This is a genomic window from Acinetobacter bohemicus ANC 3994, from assembly GCF_000367925.1.
Classification (GTDB): Bacteria; Pseudomonadota; Gammaproteobacteria; order Pseudomonadales; family Moraxellaceae; genus Acinetobacter; species Acinetobacter bohemicus.
The window spans coordinates 543,673-564,007 of sequence record NZ_KB849176.1 but is presented as its reverse complement, the minus strand read 5'-3'; the positions used below and the strand labels follow the sequence as shown (position 1 = coordinate 564,007).

The window sequence follows — 20,335 nt, the reverse complement described above, 5'->3', positions numbered from 1 at the left end:
GCGATTATGATGCAAGGGCTGGCCTACATTGCCAGTCGGTTTTGACAGACCGTTTACAAAAGGCGCACAACAAACGCGATATAGGTTTTTGTGCGTTCTCTTAAGTCACGCCTTTATGGTGAGGCTAGGAGGGGCACGCTTGCGTGCGCTGATTTCCTTTTGTATCAGTCTGTCAACCCTTCTAGTCTTGCCACCATTATTTGACAGTAATTTGGTAAGACTACTTCTGATCACAAAAGGAATAGTCAACTATGATACAATTTACTGTGCTTTATTCTCCTAAACTTTCTCCGCCTCTCAGGCATTTCATTCCGATTCATTTATCACACGCTTTTGTTGTGTTCTGATTGATTCAAGGCCCCAATTAACTGCTGAATTCATTTTGGTCAGTGGTGTTTTGTGCTGGATAAAAAATCATAAATTCATTGCACAGCTGATTTGAGTTGTCATTCTTGTATTCCGTAATAGCATACCTAGAACCTGTGACAGCCAATCAACATGTATTTGAAATTACAGTCAATTTCATATTTAATTTTTAAAACTTTAAAAATATTTGATGGGGAAATAATGGAATGAAATACGTTGCAATTGCACTGCTGACCAGCCTAGCTTTAGTCGGCTGTTCAAAACCACAAAACGATGCAAAGAACGAAGAAGTTAATCAAAGTATTGAAAAAATGTCATTGAATGAGGATACCCCTGCACAGGTGGTTGCCTCTCCTTTACTGATCGCTCGAAATAAAATCACCACTCCGCTGACAAAAACAGGAGAAAGCTTTCAGGAATTAATAAAAGATGAGGGGTATTTTTCTTTTTATCCGCCGTATCAAACCATATCTGGATTGCAGATGTTTGCTGAAAATTCGGATGCAGCAGACTATTGTGCAAATTGCGTGAATTTCCAAACGGTTCTGAACGACTTAAGAAATACTCTGGCTTTAAATAACGATCAAATTCTGGTGATCGGGCATACAGGTCAACAATTTCCTGCATTCAGCTTTGCTTTAGGTGACGATTATTCCTTACGTGCAGCACATGACACAGCCATCAATTATATAAGATCGACGATGCAAGTCATTCCACCGCAAAAAGATCAATTTGAAAGTACAGAACAATATCAACAACGTATTCAAGCACTTCAAAATGAGCTAGATATTAAAAATGCCAATCTGAATTATGATTTGAAACTTTTAGAAATCAGTTTAAATGCCATTTCTGGACAGAGTCTGTTCATGTCGAGCAGCTATACACCCAATGATCGACCAAGTGGCACGATTGATAATTTTGTTTACTATGATGCTGATTCGAAACAATTGCATTTTGAAAATATGAATTTCGCATCTGATCTGATCGTGAATTTCACAGCCCCATCCACGCCAGAGCTAGCACAAAAGATTATTACGGCTAGTGGACAAAAGTATGTCGGTTACATTTTTAACTTTAATCAGAATAAATTGGCGTTGGATAGCTTAGTCATTTATCAAGCCAGCACCACTCAAACTGGTTCAGCAAATGAATCTATCGCAATACTTGAACCGAGTACGATGTCTTTTCAACGAAAGCATTTCAACGGTATCGAAAATGCTCGATTAAAGAAATTTGATATTCCATTAAAAAAGCCAATTAACTTTGATTTTACTTTGGATAACTACACGCCGATCGAGAATGTGTTTAAAAAGATCGGTGAGTGATTCTCAAACTTATCAAGATCAAAAATTGATCTTAAGAAACTATTAAACATACAAAAATGGGCTTCCCCCTGTAGATCACCATATTCGATTAAGAACAGGTATTTATAATGAATTTTATTCCATCTATTTTTTTATCTAGTGTGCTGTTGCTGACTTTAACAGCCTGTAATTCAGGCAATGATGCGCCAGAGCCTAAAGATACCCAAACGCAAACAAGCGCTGCTGAGCATAGTACTTCTGATCAGTCTGAGACGACCAATCAATCCGAAGATGATTTTGTCGTTGATAAATCATTTTTAGAAAATGGCGCTGATGCTGAGCAAATGACCGAACTGTCACAGGAACAACCGATCCAAGAACAGTTTGAAGTGCGTGTCCATCGTGATCATTCGCAATATTCCGGGACAGGCTATGTAGATAAACTCAATATCATGTCACTAAATGATGATCCAACCACCCTGACCAACGTATCAATCAATCGCGGTAATTGTAGAACCAAAGGTTTTTATGATTATCAAAATATGCGCTATGGCTCAGTGGCTCAGGTCTATCTGGGTTGTGCTGCTGAAAATGTGCGTGAGGTGACCCTCACCACCAACAGTGGTTTGACCTATACCTATAATTTTTAATTAATGACAGGAATCCATACAAGTATAAAAAAAGGCGTTCTATATTGAACGCCTTATGCATCAACTACTTCCCCTTAACAGGTATATTACCTGTGTAGGTTTGCCACAAATATGAAATATGTTCACTTGCATATCGATAAATTTTGAATGGTTCATTGCAAAGCTCAATCTGTAAACGCCAAAAGCTACGCGTATCACTGTCCGCGAAATAACAATATTTTTCCAAAACTTGATATGGCGACCCTTGCATAAGCTCATACCCCTCTGCTAAGCACGTTCCTTTCCATTCTTGTAAAATAAAATCTGAATATTGTGCTTCATCACCAATGACATAAATCATTGCATGGATCACGTAAATACCATTTAATGACTTTACAATACGCCATTGCACATCATACAACTTGCTAGTTAACTCATCGGACTTATGCAAACGCTTCAGCCAATCACGAGTAATCTTCGGTAATTTAACTTCATCATGGAATTGCAATGGATTGATAAAAATACACGGTAATTCCAAGAACAAGCAATTCAATTGCTTATGCTTATCCACACAGCGTTTAAATACTGCCTTTTGTATTTTTATTTGCTCTGTAATAGGCGCTATAAATGTAGAATTTTCCAGCGCAATTCGTCTTTTTACAAACTTAAATTTAAACTTTTCATGAATATTTTCAGCATTCGCCAGACTATAGCTCAAATTACCGTAATGAGAAAAACCTGCTGAATCCAGCATGGCATTCCAATACGGATTCAGTTGAAATCCATGTAGTGCTACACGGTAATGATTCAACCACGATAGAAAATTCAAGAATGCTCGATAGTCTTGATCCAGACATTTCGGTGCACGTTTGTCCCGTACCAAAAGCTTTCCATTTTCAATTCGACTGGCATTTCTTACACTTTGACTTAAAAAATAATGTGCTTGAGTATCCAACGTAAACGGAAAAAATTGTGTCTGTTGTAAAGCTTGGGTTTGAGGAATTGCAGCATAATGTGTCATTTTATGCACCCTTCTGCTTAGTATTTACGGTAGGTTTTATTTTAAAACTCGTACCAAATACACGGACAAAATAAGCCTTTTTATCAGTTAGCTCTCGCTCTTTTTGCTCATCCTCTAGAATCCGTTTATGTACAATAAACTGATCTCGTTTCGTGATATATCGGATAACTTCAATCAAAATGCGATATTTATCTAAATCATTACGCTGTACTGTGCCAATACCAATCTCTAGATATTTGCCATTATGTGCATCAAGATTGCAATTATGGTAAGCACCTTCACTACCAACCACTTTTTTCCAAATCTCACCGATTTGCTGTGCTAACTTAATATCCTGTGAATGCTCACGACCATCCAAATAGAAAAAGCAGTGGTAGTGATAGCCTGTATGCTCAGCAAATTCCAGTTTCCACGTATACCCTAATACATGCAAACTCTTAGTACGCTTTATATACCGAAGGCATGTTATTAAATCTTCTTTAACTTGGCTAAGGCTTGGATCTTGTGTTTTACCATAACGAAAATCAATACGTACAACAACGATTCTGGAATGTTTAGCCAGTATTGCATCAACACATTCTGTTGCAACTTTCTGCTGATATCGCGAGCGGTCCATTCGCTTCTTTTGCTGGTACTTAAATTCTTGCTCTTGAGTAAGCTGATATATACGTTCAACAAATTGATTCATTAGCTGAGTAAAGCTGATAAATACCTTAGCTCCAGCTGGACTGTTCACCGCAAAAGGCTCATTTGGAATATTAAAAAATGAATGTAAGTCTCTACGGTCAAATTGGTTTAAAAGTTCATTAAAAGCCTGTACAACTATTTTACTATGTTCACAATCATATTTTTCTAATGGCTTACAACCTTGTTCAATCACTTTTTTAAGTAAATGTATTAACTGCTTATCAACCATTCCGGACTTATTATAGGGCTTCTTAAGAGGATTATTTGCATGTAACTCCTGATAAGCCTGTACATGTTGTTTTTCAATTATTCTATTAACCAATTCTATCCGAACAAATATTTTCTCAGCTTCAGGGTTAGACCGAATAACATAGTGATCAAATTCTTCATTATATTCCGTTAAATAATCTAGCACCAATGAACCTGTATGCTGATCATCTGCTGCATTTAAGCATCCGTCATACATAGAATTGAGTAATAGAAATTGTTCTTCTGCTGTGACTGTCATTTGAACTGACTGATCTGATGGATCAGTTTCATTTATTTCTGTTTGCTTTTTCAGAAATGGTTCTGGTACATGTGTTAAGTATTCATTGGATAAAACTGGTTTCTGATTATTGTTCATAACATAGGGTATGTGGTTCATGATAATAGACTCATCAGTAATTCATTACATTCAAGCTTATGGATATTAAATTTATTAAATATTTATATAATTTAATTACTTATAGTTAATAGGTAATATATTAATCATATAAGTTCCACAAATAGCCGAATGCAGACCACACCATAAATCCATCGTATTGAAACTCAGGGTTTACGGTGCAATCGAGGTATGGGTTCGTTTGGGGTGTGTTAAGTTATCGCGCTGATGGCATCAACTTTTTTTCGAATTTAGCCAATCAACGATGTCCTGCTCAAACCAGCCTATAGCGGACAAACTTAGCTTTATAGGTCGCGGGAACGACTCATCGTAGCGTTTCGATTTTGGGTTAATTTTCTCGTAAATAGTTGATCGGCTCAGCTGAGTTAGTACAGTCAACTGAGGTAGTTTGATAATTTGCGTATTCATATTTTCACCTGTCTAGATCCAATAATCTGTATTGGAAACAAACGCAGTTTCAGTTAACCTGATCCGAAAAGACAGCAATACAAAATTCGCACAATGAGTTCTAAAGCACCCTCACCTACAGATTTTCTACCATTCAAAACTACTTTGATTTTTTATAAACGCATATTACAAACGCTTAATAAAAAAAGAGAATTTGAGAACACATATCCCATACTATTTTCTGAGCTTTTAAGATTTAAAGCAGAAATTGGAAGTTTTGTAAAAATCCAATTAATTAAGTATTGGAAGGTTGAACATGCTGAACAGGAAGTATCATTATTTTTAAAAACAGAATCTTTTCTAGAAAGGTTGCTCGATGCATGCCAATGTGGAAAGATGAAAATCACACAGCAATTTATGTTTGACCACATCTTTGCCAACTATGGAATTAACATAAGCTCAATACACCACATATACACTCAGGTTACAGAAAAGTATGTTGAGTTTTTAAAACACTATGATCAAACATTCCAACAATACGAATGTGATGTTTTTCAAGTATTTTCTAAGTTTAGTATCGCAGCTATCACCACTGAAATTGATCTAGAACAACTTTATACCGATTATTTAATATTAGAAGCATATGCCTCCTCCAGTCCAAGCAACCCAGAAATACGATATGCTTACTTGAATTATATGCAGTCTTATACTCGATATCCTGCTTTTCTATTCACAGATTTCAATCAAGCTTTCACAGAAGTAAATATTAGTGCGGATCCAGCTGAATACAATTTTTTAGGCTTAAATGTACCGTTGATTGAAGATACGACAACTTTAGCTCAAACCTTATCATCATTTTTAGTCGAATTTTATGTTCATAAAAGTTCCTTCGACATTAGTACTGCAAAAACAGATTCTGATATCGCAAAATCAACCCAGCAAGCTCAATCTATTATCGATCTATTATGGGCAGTTGAACCAATCCTAAATAAAAATACTAAAAAAAAATCAGACACCAATACGGTAACTTATAAAGAAGTACGTGGAGAAATGGTCGCACTGCTTTATCATGACTTTAATAGAACACATCATACAGTCGAACTTGAACAATTTAGACTAACTGAGAAATTAAAGGCTGATGCAATCATTCTTGATACTAATCGGCCGTCAGAAAAACTGATGCTACTTAAGCAATTAAAAGCACATTACCAAAAAAAATATGATGAATTAGTAAAACCCATAGACGGTAATCAATTCATGCGTTATCTATGTAGCCTGATTAATTCTAATTCGGACTTAGCTGCTCAAACACTTCCACTCAAAGCAAAACATGTGAATGCTATCTCTTATAAATTAAATAAATTTGAAATTAACAGCATAGAAATGTCGAAAGACAATATTACTACAGGTGTAAAAAATTACCGAAAAAAACTACATAGTGGTATAGCTAGATTCTTAATTACCTAAGGCGGCAGATATCTTAACGCTCCGTGGTGATGCACCAAAGCAACAAAGTTATGACTTAAAATGAACTGCTGACCTCTAAAGAATATGGACAGCTTTATTTTTTTACAGGCTACCAATTATTGTGAGCAAAGCTAAGAATCAATACTAAAAGTAGATAGAAATCTAATTCTATAAAAGCTAAATATTCGCAGAATATTTATACCTTCAGTGAGTCTAGATAATCCGACCAAGCTTGCATCATCACCTTGCGCTCATCAAGATATCGAGTACGGTTATACGCTCGCCCATGCATATCTCGGACTTGATGTGCCAGCTGCTGCTCTATACGCTCAATTGGAAATTTTAAAACTTCATCAAGTAACGTCCGTGCAGTAGCTCGAAAACCATGGCCTGTCGTTTCACCATTTTCAAACCCATATTGCTTAAGGCGCTTATTAATTGTTGAGTCACTAATGACAATTTGCGAATTACGCATCGAAGTAAAGCAATATTCAGTTTGTCCTGTAATTACATACAGATCTTTAAAAAATGAAAATACTTGATCCGACAAAGGAACGATGTGCTCTAGTGCTGTTTGATTTTTTGTTTTGGGTGGTGTGTATTTCCACAATCTATTTTCAAAATCAATATCAGCCCATTTTGCAGCACGCAACTCGCCTGGGCGAACAAAAACATGCGGTAAAATTTTAACAGCATAATCAACTACAATTTCACCACGCCCAAAGTTTTGGTCTATATTTTTCAACAATTGGCCCAACATTTCAGTATCAGTAATAGCTGATCTATGTTGTACCTTTCCTGTTTTTAAAATTCCACTGATCTGATCAGCTACATTAAATTGACACAATCCCAATGCAATCGCATAGCGATAAACTTGCGAAGCCTTACTTCGCATCCGTTTAGCTGAATCTGTTTTGCCTTGTTTTTCGTATAATCGACAAGCATCTAAAATCTGTGCAGCAGTAATATCTGAGATAGGATAATTACCTATCGCCATATATAATTTAGTCCAAACAAATTCATTACGTCGTTGCGTGCTGGGTTCAAGCTCTTCTGTTTTGCGATATTCTTCAGCTACAGCCTTAAATGTATTATTTAAAGCAAATTGAGCTTTTTCCTCAATTTTCTGCTTTTCAATAGCCGGGTCGATTTCTTGAGCAATTAATTTTCTATATTCAGCTCTTTTTTCACGTGCTTCCGCTAAAGACACCTCTGGATATGTTCCAAACGAAATGCTGTTACGCTTTTTACTTATTGGCCTTGTATAGTCAAAACGCCAATAAATATATGCATTTTTATCAATAATAAAAAAAAGTCCATTACCATCGGCAAGCTTAACCAATGCTTTATTTTCTTCTTTTCTGTGATTAGTAATCGCAGCTTTAAGCTGTTTGTCTGTCAGACTTATAACGAGTTTTGCCATGTTTCACGGTAACTAAAGAAGTTAAATTCAAACTTACCGCAACTCTTACCGTTATTAGTTGCGGTAAGTTGTGGAAGTCACGGGACACCATGAAACAAGAATAAGCTTAAAACCCTTTATTTTCAATATCTACAGAACATCTTAGGATGGGATAAAACAGGAATTTGGTGCGCTCAGCGGGACTCGAACCCACGCCACAGGCTTCGGAGACCTGTACTCTATCCAGTTGAGCTATGAGCGCTTCTTTCGGAATGCGCACATCATAACAAAAAAAACCGTAAGGTAAAGCAACTATCTATAAGTCATCATTTTTTGTGCTCATACTTTAAACAATGTTCCATAATTGCAACACAGAATTCCGCCTTATTCACTTGGTTTATTACCCAAGATCACTCACAATACTCATACTATTCACCATGTGAGAATTTCATGACTGATGCATTGACCTTGCGAGACGTATCTAAAACTTATCGAAATGGTTTTCAAGCGCTAAAAGGGATTAACTTAAGCGTGCCTGAAGGTGAGTTTTATGCCCTCCTTGGACCCAATGGCGCAGGTAAATCAACCACCATCAGCATCATTAGCTCACTCACAAAAAAAACATCTGGTACTGTTGAAATTTTTGGGCACAATCTAGACACCCATCCTTCAGAAGCAAAACAATGCTTAGGGGTTGTGCCGCAAGAATTTAATTTTGGTCAATTTGAAAAAACCTTTGATATTTTAGTCACTCAAGCAGGTTATTACGGCATTCCCAAAAAAATTGCCGAACAACGTGCTGAACAATATTTAGAAAAACTCGGTCTCTGGGACAAACGCGCTATTCAAGCGCGTATGCTATCTGGCGGTATGAAACGTCGCTTAATGATTGCTCGTGCCATGATGCATCAGCCTAAACTGCTCATTTTAGATGAACCCACTGCCGGCGTAGATATTGAATTGCGTCGTTCAATGTGGGATTTCCTCACTGAAATGAATGAACAAGGCACTTCTATTATTTTGACCACGCATTATTTAGAAGAAGCTGAAATGCTCTGTCGCCGCATTGCCATTATTGACCGCGGTGTGATTAAAGAAGATACCACCATGAAGTCTTTCTTAAATCAGCTCAGTGAAGAATCCTTTATTTTCGATTTGCTCGAACCGATTCAGCCTATTCACATCGACATTATTGGTGTGCGTTTCAATTTAATTGATCCCACAACCTTAGAAGTGACAATGGACAAAGCACATACCCTAAACGAACTGTTTCAACTTTTACAAGCACAAGGCATTCAAGTGGCGAGTATGCGTAATAAATCAAATCGCCTAGAAGAACTGTTTGTGAAAATGGTGGAAAAAAATCTTGAAGGAGATGCGCAATGAACTTGAATCAACTCAGTGTTGCGCTCTATACCCTTGTGCATAAAGAAGTACGTCGTTTTATGCGTATTTGGCCACAAACGCTCTTACCACCTGCCATCACCATGAGTCTATACTTCGTGATTTTTGGTAATTTGGTCGGTTCACGTATTGGTGAAATGGGCGGCTTTAGTTATATGCAGTTTATTGTGCCCGGCTTAATCATGATGGCGGTCATTACCAATAGTTATGCCAATGTCTCTTCGAGTTTCTTTAGTGCTAAATTTCAAAAAAGCATTGAAGAACTCATCATGAGTCCAGTCCCATTACATATGATTCTTTGGGGCTACGTGATTGGTGGTGTGTGCCGTGGTGTTTTGGTCGGCATTATTGTCACCAGCATGAGTATGTTCTTTACTGACTTATATATCACCAATTGGTTTGTGACTATATATACAGTATTAATTACATCCCTCCTGTTTTCACTTGGGGGACTTATTAATGCGGTTTACGCCAAGTCGTTTGATGATATTTCAATTATTCCAACATTTGTACTTACACCACTGACGTATTTAGGTGGGGTATTCTATGCGATTAGTGCTTTAAGCCCTTTTTGGCAAAATCTCTCTTTAATTAACCCGATCGTATATATGGTCAATGCCTTCCGTTTCGGCATTTTAGGTCATAGTGATGTCAATGTTTCCGTTTCATTAAGCATCATTACCTTATGCTGCGTTGCGCTTTACGGCATAGCTTACTATTTACTTTCTCGTGGTTCAGGAATGCGTGAATAATGACTGTAGAACTCTCTTTATTAGGTAAAGACACCAACTATCCAACAGAATATCAACCCGATATTCTGTTTCCTATTGCACGTGCACCAGCGCGTGAACACTATGCTCATGTTGAAGGCATTCAACAAGGTCAGGATTGGTGGCATGTTTTTGAAATATCTTGGTTAAATGCAGTAGGCATTCCACAAGTTGCTATTGGTCGTCTTGCTCTACCCGCATCATCACCGAATTTAATCGAATCAAAATCTTTAAAGCTCTACTTTAATAGCATGAACTTTACCTCGTTCGAATCAAAAGACGCTTTTATTGCTACGGTAGAAAAAGATTTATCCGCAGCCGCAGGTGCACCAGTCACCCTTAGCCTCTTCCAAGCCGATGATTTAGATATTTCGAAACCTGAGGGCATTTGTATTGATGATTTAAGCCCTGAGCGCTTAGAAACGCATCCAGATGCAACTTTATTAAAGTTAGACACAGAAAATACTGAAACTGTCGATATTCAACTATATTCACATTTACTACGCAGTAACTGTCCAGTCACAGGACAACCCGATTGGGGCACCGTTTTTATCCGATATCAGGGTAAAAAACCTTGTTATCGCAGTATTTTAGCTTATATTATTTCTTACCGTCAGCATAATGGTTTCCATGAACAATGTGTGGAACAGATGTTTGCCGACATCTGGCAAAATTTTGCACCAGAAAAACTGATGGTTTATGCAACCTATACGCGTCGGGGTGGATTAGACATTAATCCTTGTCGTGTATCGGATCTCACATGGATGCCTCGCCCCATTCGTTTGGCGCGACAATAAAATGAAAAATATTGAGGTTTTTTGACATGCCATTTTTTGGTTTTATTCCTTCTGCAGAATTATTAACAAGCATTCAAACAGGTCAGGAAAAGAAAAATTCGAGCGAGCCGCTTTACCCTTTACGTGACAAAACAGCATTGCTAATTAATGATGAAATCATTGATGGTATTTTGACTGAACTGATTCGTCGTTTTCCACCGAGTGATAAACGCGATACAGCAGAGAAACTTGCCGGTTATATCAAATCGACCGTTGCTGTTTTATTAAAACAGCTCATGGGTAAATCCTCAAATGATGTTGTTAAGCAATCCATTGATTTTTCTGAAAAAAGTTTATTTAAAGATGCAGCAGGCAACTTTCGTGTTGGTGAAACTTTAGATGCAAATTTGGTGACAAATCTCAAAAATAGTTATGCTGAAATTAAAGCGGGAAATGACGTTAATAAAGCAGCGTTAGCTGAACTTTATAAACAATTTGCAGATGCCACAGTCCATCATTTTATGAATGACTTTAATAAGACGCTCGATTTAGGCCTGATCAAACGTAAAGCTGCGGATTTTGGTTCGACTGCGGTCATTAAAGCGGTGCATATTGCCGTGGATAAAATTATCCCAAATCTCAATAAAGATGAGCTATTGGTACTTGCTGAATATCACGACACATTATTTCATGTTTAAGCTTTTTTAAAATGCTCGAAAACCTAGCTTTTGCTAGGTTTTTTTATTGCAAAATATTGATATATATTATCTAAATACAAGTTTATGTTAGCATCGCCTTTGCATTAATCCACCCAAAAAAAGTCATGTCATCCAGCCCGCAATATAGATTTTTTAGCCAAACCCAAGGCGATACTGTAAACAGCATAATATTTCCCTTTAAATGGCAACTTTTACATTTTATTCATCCCGATTATTTTATATTTCGTCATTCTTTTTAAAACGATGTTCACTAGACTGAATTGTTTTCAGCAGTATGGTCGCTGACTTGCAAGCAGTCTAAGTTTGTCGTTTTTTGTATATGTATTTGTTAACGCTGGCATGGTCAGTGGTATCTTAGCTATATATAGCAATTCGGCTTCCTTGTTTGAGTTATAGCGGTACTGCACTGATGACTACTTTAATAGCTGCTTTTAGCGTTGTGATGTCTATCCATACACACAAATGATATTTTTGGAACTTTGAGCAATATGTTAAATATCCACTTTTATAACAAAATGAAACGTCTTCCTTTACTTGTTGGTGCGCTTTCCATCACCAGCTTCTGCCAAGCCAATGATTTTTACAACCATCCCGGCTATAGCAGTTTTAAACAGAAAACCATGCAAACCTATGGTTTAAGTGCAGAACAAATTGACTGGGCCATGAATGGCTCAAAAAACCTACCCAATATTATTAATATTATGAATCGTCCCGGTGAAAGTAAGCCATGGTACGAATATAAAACCAATTTTATGGCTGAAAGTACCATTCAACGTGGTGTGCGTTTTAAAAATCAATATGCCGACACCTTAAACCGTGCCGAACAGCAGTTTGGTGTCCCACAATCGATTATTTTAGGCATTTTAGGTGTGGAAACAGGTTTTGGCGCCAATAAAGGCAATTTCGTCACTCGTGATGCATTAGCAACCCTAGGCTTTGGCTACGAACGACGTGCACAATATTTCCAAGATGAACTTGCCGCACTCATTGCATGGACATACAAAGATGGTGTTCCAACGCATTCAGTGGTGGGTTCTTACGCAGGTGCGATTGGCTACCCTCAATTTATGCCAAGTAACATTCCAAAACTCGGTGTGGACTACGATGGAAATGGACATATTGATCTTCGAAATTCTGCGGTCGATGCCATCGGTTCAATTGCAAACTATTTAGCTCAACACGGATGGCAGCGCAATCAACCCATCGGTTTCTCAGCTCGCTACACAGGAAACAATCCTGAATCCATTATTGCCAAAAATTTGGAACAACCAACACCCTACGGAGCCTTAAAGAATCAAGGGATTACGCCAACTAATCCGATTGTTAAAATAGATGACTTAGATCTGGTTAATGTGATTCAACTTCAAGAAAGTTATGCACCGATTTACTATATTACTTACCCTAATTTCCAAGTGATTACGACTTATAATAAGAGCCGTATGTATGCGACTGCCGTATGGCAATTAGGCACTGAAATCGCTAGTCGTTGAGACTAGCTTTTACTACAAACAACAAAAGTCAAGATTTTATTTTACAAAATAGTGCACAAAACACACATTTTAAATAATATGTTACAATATTGATTATTTTTTAACCAAAAAGTGATATATTTTCACCCTTTTTGTAATTATTTCAATTAAAGAGTAGACAGCTTTAGCCTAGCATGAATATTATCCATCTCGTCAAATGTAGTTGCAAAAGAGAATTAACAGACTTGATTGCCGATATTTCAATCGTTTAGATGAAGTTAAGCACATGGTCTTTAGGAGTTTAATAATGCAGTCTTCGCTTAAGTATATTTTAGCTTTAACCACCACTTTTGCCCTGAGTCAGTCTCAAGCAGAAATGGTTCAGTCATCATTCAGTACGGATAATGACAACACTCGCTTAGCCACGCGTGTCTTAAATAAAGATGCTCAAAAGTTTAACTCTCATTTTTCAAATTTAAATAGCCTTTCAATCACTGAGCGTTCTGGCGATAAAATCCGTCGTGAAACGATTGCAGCAAAAATTGAAATCCCTGAAGACGAGCCTTCAGTGATTGAAAAGTTAAATACCGTTGCATCCAATACTGTACGTAAATTCAGTCAGACTGGTGCAGCATCTTGGTACGGTCGCCAGTTTCATGGTCGTAAAACAGCAAGTGGTGAAACATTCGATATGAATGGATTAACTGCAGCTCACCGTAGCTTGCCATTGAACTGTTATATTCGTGTTACGAATAAAACCAATGGTAAAAGTGTAGTGGTAAAAGTAAACGATCGTGGTCCATTCCATGGCAACCGAGTTCTAGACTTGTCTTACGGCGCAGCTAAGCAATTGGGTATTACCAACGCGGGTACAGCCAAAGTGAATATTGAACGTGTAGATGGTCCGAGTTCATAAGCACATGCAAAACTTCTAATACGTTTGACTTAAAAAGCCACTTGATGTGGCTTTTTTAATGCCTGAAAAAACTTTGTTTTAAGCATCATCTTAGTGTTTAATAAATACAGCATATAAATAACGATAAGAGTTGAGGATGAACACATTGTTGAAAATCCAAAAGCGCCATACACATCACTTGATAACCAAATGCATCATTTCATCACTACCAGTCACATTGCTTGTTGCATGTGCAAATTTACCTACAGCACAACATCAGCCTGTTCAAGAAAAAGCGTCAAATACACTCTTGGTTTATGGCGGTCCCATTTTGACCATGGAGGGAATGCAACCCACCTATGTCGAAGCATTACTGATTCAAGCCGGTCATATTCAGTTTAGTGGAAAACTTGAACAAGCACGCAAAATGGCTCCTCAAGCACAGCAGCTCAATTTAGAACAACGTACAGTCATCCCTGGTATCATCGATGCACATAGCCATGCCAACAGTGTCGGCTTACAACAAACGGTTGCGAATCTTTACCCTCCCCCAGATGGAACAGTGACCGATATCAACTCGCTCATTGTTGCTATGAAAAGCTGGCAGCAGCAAAACCCCGAATTTATTCAAGCCACATCAGGCTGGATTATGGGCAACGGTTATGACGATGCGCAATTAAAAGAAAAACGTCATCCAACGGCAACAGAACTGGATCAAATTTCTAAAGATCAGCCAGTCTTGATTCTGCATCAATCTGGACATCTCGCATCGGTCAATCATAAAGCTTTAGAAATACTCAACATCAATGCAAAAACACCCAATCCATCCGGTGGCGTGATTCGTCGGATGAACAACTCCATGGAGCCAAATGGTGTGCTTGAAGAAAGTGTTGTTTTTAGTGCCATGATGCAGGCGTTTAAAAATGTCCCACCCGATATGATGCAGAAAATGGCGCTCACAGCTATTCAGACTTATATTCAAAATGGCTATACCACCGTTCAGGAAGGTCGTGCGGATGCTGGAACAAGTGAATTGTGGCGAAATTTAGCCAAACAAGGAAAATTACCGATTGATCTGGTGTCTTATCCCGACATCATTAATGAAAAAGCATACATGCTTAAGCATGGTACGAGTCACAACTATGATCATCATTTTCGCATAGGTGGTGTTAAAATTAGTTTGGATGGTTCACCTCAGGGCAAAACGGCTTGGCTGACTCAACCCTATTTAATTCCACCAGAAGGAAAACCCAAAAGCTATTCAGGCTACCCAGCCTTTCCTGAAAACAAAACAGTACAAGATGCCATTAATTTAGCCTTTGAACACAAATGGCAAATACTGGCCCATGCCAATGGTGATGCTGCAATTGACCAATATTTAAATGATATTGATACTGCAACCAAGCACTATCCAAAATTAGACCGACGCAATGTCATTATCCACGCACAAACGATGCGTGAAGATCAGTTAGACAAAGCTAAAGCTCTCGCACTCATTCCATCCTTCTTTTCATTGCATACCTATTATTGGGGCGACTGGCACAGAGAAGAAACATTGGGCGTAGAACGAGCAAATCGTATTTCACCAACAGGTTCGGCTTTACGCAAAGGTATTTTATTTACCGAACACCATGATGCCCCTGTTATTCCACCTCGTAGCATGATGACTCTGGACACCACGGTAAACCGCGTCACACGCAGTGGCAAAATACTGGGTGCTGAACAACGCGTCAGCCCTTATATTGCATTAAAGTCGCTTACAGACTGGGCTGCTTATCAATATTTTGAAGAAAACAGCAAAGGAACCCTAACAAAAGGGAAATTGGCTGATTTTGTCATTCTAAGTGACAACCCACTCACCATCCCGAGTAACAAAATTAAAGATATAAAAATATTAGCCACCTACAAAGAAGGTCAGCAGGTTTATCAAAACCCAAGCCTAAAAGACCTAGAACTCAAAACATCACCATAAAATTATGGTCGCGCGAGTTCTTTAGTGAGTCATTTAGCTAATTTAAACTGAATGACTCAAACCGACTGCTAGATACTTTGACCCACAATTGCTACTGGTTTATATTTTAAGCATATAAAAATAAACGCATGGATCAACATCCCACAGGAGTGATAATGAAAACAATGAACCAATGGTTTGATGAATATAGCGAAAGCCATCAAAATAAAACCAATAAAGCAATTCACTGGGTTTGTGTACCCACAATCCTTTTTTCGATTATCGGCATACTTGCTCATTTTAGTGCCTTATTGACTGCTCTACTCCTGCTACTTAGCTTCGTCTTTTATGCTCGCCTTGATTTAGTCCTTGCTGTAGCGATGGCTGCACTTTTAGTCGTCATGGCATGGTTGATTTACACTCTACCTGTAGGCGTTGGGTTTTATATTGGTCTTTTTGTTTTAGCTTGGATTGGTCAATTTTATGGCCACAAAATCGAAGGTAAAAAGCCTTCATTCTTTAAAGACCTCCAATTCCTCCTCATTGGCCCAGTATGGTGCATGGATGCCTATCTAGGTAAATTGATACCCAAATGGAAAATGCGCCAAAAATCGCAAATAACAGCCATTTAAGCCACATGTTGAATTCTAACAATCAAGCGGCTTATTTTTAGGGATTCTATTGTTTATTTTTAATCTATTAAGCTATCTATTGAATGAGGCAAAAATGAGACCAACAAAATATACCATTATATTTTTAAACGAATTTAAACAGCCTGAAAAATGTCACAAGGGCATGAACATCGTAAGCATATAAAAGAAAACCAAACTTAAAATTATGCTGAGTAACGTTTTTTTTAACCATAAAATCATGAACACGCAAAAAATAGCACCATACAAATAAGGGTTGTTTGCAAATGCTCTAAACGTATCATCTTGATAAAAAATAATAGGAGCACAAATTGCTGTGAGTAAACATGGAGCCGAATACTTCAACATTTTTTCAAAAAAATGAGGAAACTTAATATCAACTCTAGGCTCTAGAAAAAGATAGCGATTAAAAAAAACAATAGCTGCCAAAATAAAAATATAGGTCCAAGTCATTTTATTGTCCACCCTTCGCTTCAAGACACATCGAAGTCAGCATGCCAATTACACCAGACAACACAATTGCAGCATCAATATGAAAATATTTAAAGACTAATGCGGCCAGTAAAGTCACCACCACACCGACAAATGCGGCCTGATTTTTGATTAAAGGAACAATAATGGCAACAAACACCGCTACAATTGAAAAATCCAAATGAAAATCAGACAAATTGGGCACGGTACTGGCCAAATAAATGCCCAACACACTAAACAATACCCATGCGATATAAAAACTCAGCCCAGCACCGAGTAAATATTTTTTATCTCGATCCAACTTCGAAATAGCGACAGCGAACAACTCGTCTGTTAAAAGAAAACCCAATGACAACCGATCTTTGAGTGCTAAAGGAGCAATATTTTGCCGTAGTGTCAGTGCATAAATAAAATGCTGACTGGTAATTAAAAAAATAGTGAAAAAAATGGTCAGTGCCGAAGCACCAGACATCACCATTCCCAAACTAACCAATTGTGCTGCACCAGCAAAAACGATGGCAGACATTGCAATGGCTTGTGATACGGACAAACCCGCTTGGATTGCCACCGAGCCTGCTAAAATCCCCCAAGGTAAAACCGAAATAGACAAAGGCATCATGTCAATCACACCTTGACTGAAACTTAATGACTTCTCTTCATCATCTAATTGTTTTTTCTGAGCCATCCACAACATTGTTCAATCCGAGCAATTCACTAAATAAAGATCGAATTTAAGCCTTCTTATTTTTATATGCTTGAACAAAATTGCTTAAACCAAAGATCAAATACACCGAAACTAAGCGGGTTTAAAACTAGAAATATATTGTAAAGGCGTTACACCGATTGCTTTTTTAAAATGTCGATTGAAATGACTTTGATCTGAAAAACCACATAACTGCGCAGTAACCGCAATATTTTCACCTTGTTTTAACAATTGCCGAGCCTTATGTAAGCGATATTGAACCAACCACGCATGCGGAGGCAATCCTGTATATTTTTTAAACTGCCGTAAAAAATACCAAGGACTTAAATCAACCAATTGTGCCAAATCACTCAGTGAATGATCTTTTTCAGGACAACTTGCCAACAGCTCTTTCACCGTAAGGATCTTTTTCTGTGTTTCCGGTAAATTCTGTGGTGATAAACGACTTTTACTATATCTTGACATCAAGCATGCAAGCGTTGAGATATACATGCTTTCTTTAAATAACAGATTATCTTTGCAAGCCAATAAATCAAACAAAAAGGACAACTGCTGAGCCAAACCGACATCATGTATCACAGCATCAGGAAACCACGGGGTAACGCCTGTAGCGTTAAAAAAGTCCCGACTCACCTCATTCAACATTTCTGGCGTGGGATAAATCGCCCGATAACTCCATCCGGACTCAACCGCAGATGCGCCTGTATGAATTTCATCTGCATTCACTAAAATAATATCGCCTTTAGGTGCAATATGAAGCTTTCCAGTACGGAAAAAAGCCTGTGCACCCTCTTCAATCACACCAATACAATAACCTTCATGCACATGCTTAGAAAATTGTTTTTGGTGATAAGAAGCCGTTAATAATTCTAAGCCACCCAATTCTTGAAGATGTTTATAGTCAACATATTCAGACTTTTGTTCATGCATAATAGACTCACTCATTGATATTTCAACATATCAGTCCAGATTCATTGTTATAGAACAAAATTGCGCTTTTTAAAATTATTGATAGATTTGTCCTTGGTATTTTAGCCATCCATGGACATGCTTGTTTTGTGGATCATGATGGGTCCAGTGAATCACTCCTCCTTGAGGGCTGTATTCATATTCACCATTAAATTCAACTATTTCGCCTTGTTTTAAATCCTCAATACGCGGTGCTAAATCAATATTATGGGCAACCAAAACCGTTTGCCCAGTGCTCAATTCAAGAATAATTTTTTGATGACGAGAGCCGTTATTATCATCACGTAAAATCGCTTGAATTAAGCCACGCGACTGAACTTGAATATTGCTTTTTTGTTCTTGAAATGCCTGCTGTATTTTTTCATCATCTTGAGTTTGTAAACTTGAAGGCTTCGTATCTACATGCGTTTTCGGATGCCCAGATGCGACTGAAACTTCAGCATGTGACTTTGAATCCGCCAAAGATGAATCTGAAGAGGTTTGTTGCTGTTTTAAATTGAGGCCAAAATATGCAGCGATTAACATCACAATAACCGCACCAATCCCCATATTGGTTTTATTCGTCACCGTATCATTCCTCAAAATTTTATTATAAGCATAAAAAAAGCCCCGCTATGGGGCTTTCTTTCACACAATATTTTTACTTATACAGTAAAATTATTGAGCAGCAGCTTGAGCAGCAGCAACTTCTTCAGCGAAGCTCATTTCTGCTTTTTTCTCAATCCCTTCACCTACTTCGAAGCGAACAAACTGAGCTACAACTGTAGCTGTTGCTTTTAATACATCAGCAACTTTTTTGTCGTTGTCAATTACGTACATTTGACGCTCAAGCACAACTTCATTCAAGTATTTTTCAACTGAACCAGTCACCATTTTTTCAACGATGTTTGCTGGCTTACCAGATTCGATCGCTTTCGCTTCAGCAATTTCTTTCTCTTTAGCGATAAGATCAGCAGATACACCTTCAGCATTTACAGCAACAGGATTGAACGCAGCAACGTGCATTGCAATACCTTTACCTGTAGCAGCATCACCAGTGTAAGATACAACTACACCAATTTTTAAACCGTGTTTGTAAACTGCAAGGTTTTCACCTTCAACAATTTTCGCACGACGAACTTGGATGTTTTCACCGATTTTTTGAACAAGAGCAATACGCGCTTCTTCAACAGTTTGGCCATCTTCAAGTTTCAATTCAGCAATTTTAGCAGCATCAGTTTCGTTTGCAGCAAGCGCAGCAGCAGCAACTTTAGCAGAGAAACCAGCAAAGTTTTCGTCTTTAGCAACGAAGTCAGTTTGGCAGTTTACTTCTAAAAGAATCGCTTTGTTGCCTTCTTGAGCAATCGTGATCGCGCCATCAGCAGCAATGTTACCCGCTTTTTTAGCTGCTTTTGCTTGACCTGATTTACGAAGGTTATCAATCGCTAATTCAACATCACCATTAGATTCTGTTAATGCTTTTTTGCATTCCATCATCGCAAGACCAGTACGGTCACGTAATTCTTTTACCATGCTCGCAGTAACTGCAGTCATGTTGTTCTCCTAAATACGGTAGAAAAATGAATCTGTTCAACAAAAACGGCCCAAAGTGTTCTCTGGGCCGTTCTGCTTTCTTGACGCTTAATTTGCCA

Annotated in this window: 20 protein-coding genes and 1 tRNA gene; 11 read left to right on the top strand and 10 right to left on the bottom strand. The window is 37.9% G+C overall.

What is annotated here, in order from left to right; translation table 11 throughout:
• Nucleotides 1–572: 572 nt before the first annotated feature.
• Both F994_RS15410 and F994_RS15405 read left to right on the top strand, forming a co-directional pair.
• Nucleotides 573–1,691 (top strand): hypothetical protein, encoded by a 1,119-nt coding sequence (locus tag F994_RS15410; RefSeq protein ID WP_004651519.1) that lies wholly within the window; start codon nt 573–575, stop codon nt 1,689–1,691.
• 107 nt (nt 1,692–1,798) lie between these two features.
• Nucleotides 1,799–2,320, top strand: a complete 522-nt coding sequence (locus tag F994_RS15405) for a hypothetical protein (protein WP_004651517.1) — start codon at nt 1,799–1,801, stop codon at nt 2,318–2,320.
• A gap of 64 nt (nt 2,321–2,384) precedes the next feature.
• On the opposite strand, the gene F994_RS15400 is transcribed toward F994_RS15405, so the two are convergent.
• The 3 genes from F994_RS15400 to F994_RS15390 all read right to left on the bottom strand — a co-directional run bounded on the left by F994_RS15400 (nt 2,385) and on the right by F994_RS15390 (nt 5,079).
• Nucleotides 2,385–3,320, bottom strand: coding sequence for a hypothetical protein (locus tag F994_RS15400; protein WP_004651516.1), 936 nt, complete (start codon nt 3,318–3,320; stop codon nt 2,385–2,387).
• Nucleotide 3,321: 1 nt separating this feature from the next.
• A complete protein-coding gene (locus F994_RS15395) occupies nt 3,322–4,653 on the bottom strand; it encodes a YagK/YfjJ domain-containing protein (protein WP_004651515.1) in 1,332 nt (443 codons plus the stop codon).
• A 231-nt stretch (nt 4,654–4,884) separates the two neighbouring features.
• A complete protein-coding gene (locus F994_RS15390) occupies nt 4,885–5,079 on the bottom strand; it encodes a helix-turn-helix transcriptional regulator (protein WP_004651514.1) in 195 nt (64 codons plus the stop codon).
• 93 nt (nt 5,080–5,172) lie between these two features.
• On the opposite strand from F994_RS15390, the gene F994_RS15385 reads away from it, so the two are divergent.
• Nucleotides 5,173–6,525 carry a hypothetical protein gene (locus F994_RS15385; protein ID WP_004651513.1) on the top strand — a complete coding sequence of 451 codons (1,353 nt, stop codon included), beginning with the start codon at nt 5,173–5,175 and terminating at the stop codon, nt 6,523–6,525.
• 196 nt (nt 6,526–6,721) lie between these two features.
• Here F994_RS15385 and F994_RS15380 read toward each other — a convergent pair whose 3' ends face one another.
• Both F994_RS15380 and F994_RS15375 read right to left on the bottom strand, forming a co-directional pair.
• Entirely contained in the window at nt 6,722–7,948 is a 1,227-nt protein-coding gene (locus tag F994_RS15380; RefSeq protein WP_004651512.1) for a tyrosine-type recombinase/integrase, read from the bottom strand.
• Between the two features lie 165 nt (nt 7,949–8,113).
• Nucleotides 8,114–8,189: transfer RNA gene (locus tag F994_RS15375), tRNA-Arg, on the bottom strand.
• Nucleotides 8,190–8,377: 188 nt separating this feature from the next.
• On the opposite strand from F994_RS15375, the gene F994_RS15370 reads away from it, so the two are divergent.
• The 8 genes from F994_RS15370 to F994_RS15335 all read left to right on the top strand — a co-directional run bounded on the left by F994_RS15370 (nt 8,378) and on the right by F994_RS15335 (nt 16,543).
• On the top strand, nt 8,378–9,313 hold the full coding sequence (locus F994_RS15370) for an ABC transporter ATP-binding protein (protein WP_004651511.1): 936 nt from the start codon (nt 8,378–8,380) through the stop codon (nt 9,311–9,313).
• Nucleotides 9,310–10,083 (top strand): ABC transporter permease, encoded by a 774-nt coding sequence (locus F994_RS15365; RefSeq protein ID WP_004651510.1) that lies wholly within the window; start codon nt 9,310–9,312, stop codon nt 10,081–10,083. The genes F994_RS15370 and F994_RS15365 overlap by 4 nt, the downstream gene beginning before the upstream one ends.
• Nucleotides 10,083–10,898 carry an NADPH-dependent 7-cyano-7-deazaguanine reductase QueF gene (queF, locus tag F994_RS15360; protein WP_004651508.1) on the top strand — a complete coding sequence of 272 codons (816 nt, stop codon included), beginning with the start codon at nt 10,083–10,085 and terminating at the stop codon, nt 10,896–10,898. The genes F994_RS15365 and queF overlap by 1 nt, the downstream gene beginning before the upstream one ends.
• Nucleotides 10,899–10,924: 26 nt before the next feature.
• Nucleotides 10,925–11,575 carry a hypothetical protein gene (locus F994_RS15355; RefSeq protein WP_004651507.1) on the top strand — a complete coding sequence of 217 codons (651 nt, stop codon included), beginning with the start codon at nt 10,925–10,927 and terminating at the stop codon, nt 11,573–11,575.
• Nucleotides 11,576–12,084: 509 nt separating this feature from the next.
• Nucleotides 12,085–13,086 carry a lytic murein transglycosylase B gene (gene mltB / locus F994_RS15350; protein ID WP_004651506.1) on the top strand — a complete coding sequence of 334 codons (1,002 nt, stop codon included), beginning with the start codon at nt 12,085–12,087 and terminating at the stop codon, nt 13,084–13,086.
• A 286-nt stretch (nt 13,087–13,372) separates the two neighbouring features.
• Nucleotides 13,373–13,981 carry a septal ring lytic transglycosylase RlpA family protein gene (locus F994_RS15345; RefSeq protein WP_004651505.1) on the top strand — a complete coding sequence of 203 codons (609 nt, stop codon included), beginning with the start codon at nt 13,373–13,375 and terminating at the stop codon, nt 13,979–13,981.
• 136 nt (nt 13,982–14,117) lie between these two features.
• Entirely contained in the window at nt 14,118–15,932 is a 1,815-nt protein-coding gene (locus tag F994_RS15340; protein ID WP_004651504.1) for an amidohydrolase, read from the top strand.
• Between the two features lie 155 nt (nt 15,933–16,087).
• Nucleotides 16,088–16,543 (top strand): Mpo1 family 2-hydroxy fatty acid dioxygenase, encoded by a 456-nt coding sequence (locus F994_RS15335; protein ID WP_004651503.1) that lies wholly within the window; start codon nt 16,088–16,090, stop codon nt 16,541–16,543.
• Nucleotides 16,544–16,696: 153 nt separating this feature from the next.
• Here the strand turns inward: F994_RS15335 and F994_RS15330 are convergent, their stop codons facing one another.
• From F994_RS15330 to tsf, 5 genes are all read right to left on the bottom strand, one after another.
• Complete coding sequence (locus F994_RS15330; protein WP_004651501.1) at nt 16,697–17,014, bottom strand: AzlD domain-containing protein; 318 nt, start codon at nt 17,012–17,014, stop codon at nt 16,697–16,699.
• Nucleotide 17,015: 1 nt separating this feature from the next.
• Entirely contained in the window at nt 17,016–17,726 is a 711-nt protein-coding gene (locus tag F994_RS15325) for an AzlC family ABC transporter permease (RefSeq protein WP_004651500.1), read from the bottom strand.
• Between the two features lie 102 nt (nt 17,727–17,828).
• The gene (locus F994_RS15320; protein WP_004651499.1) at nt 17,829–18,665 is read right to left on the bottom strand and encodes an AraC family transcriptional regulator; all 837 of its coding nucleotides are present in this window, start codon (nt 18,663–18,665) and stop codon (nt 17,829–17,831) included.
• 75 nt (nt 18,666–18,740) lie between these two features.
• The gene (locus F994_RS15315) at nt 18,741–19,271 is read right to left on the bottom strand and encodes a DUF3465 domain-containing protein (protein WP_004651498.1); all 531 of its coding nucleotides are present in this window, start codon (nt 19,269–19,271) and stop codon (nt 18,741–18,743) included.
• A gap of 90 nt (nt 19,272–19,361) precedes the next feature.
• A complete protein-coding gene (gene tsf, locus F994_RS15310) occupies nt 19,362–20,237 on the bottom strand; it encodes a translation elongation factor Ts (protein ID WP_004651497.1) in 876 nt (291 codons plus the stop codon).
• Between the last annotated feature and the right edge of the window lie 98 nt (nt 20,238–20,335).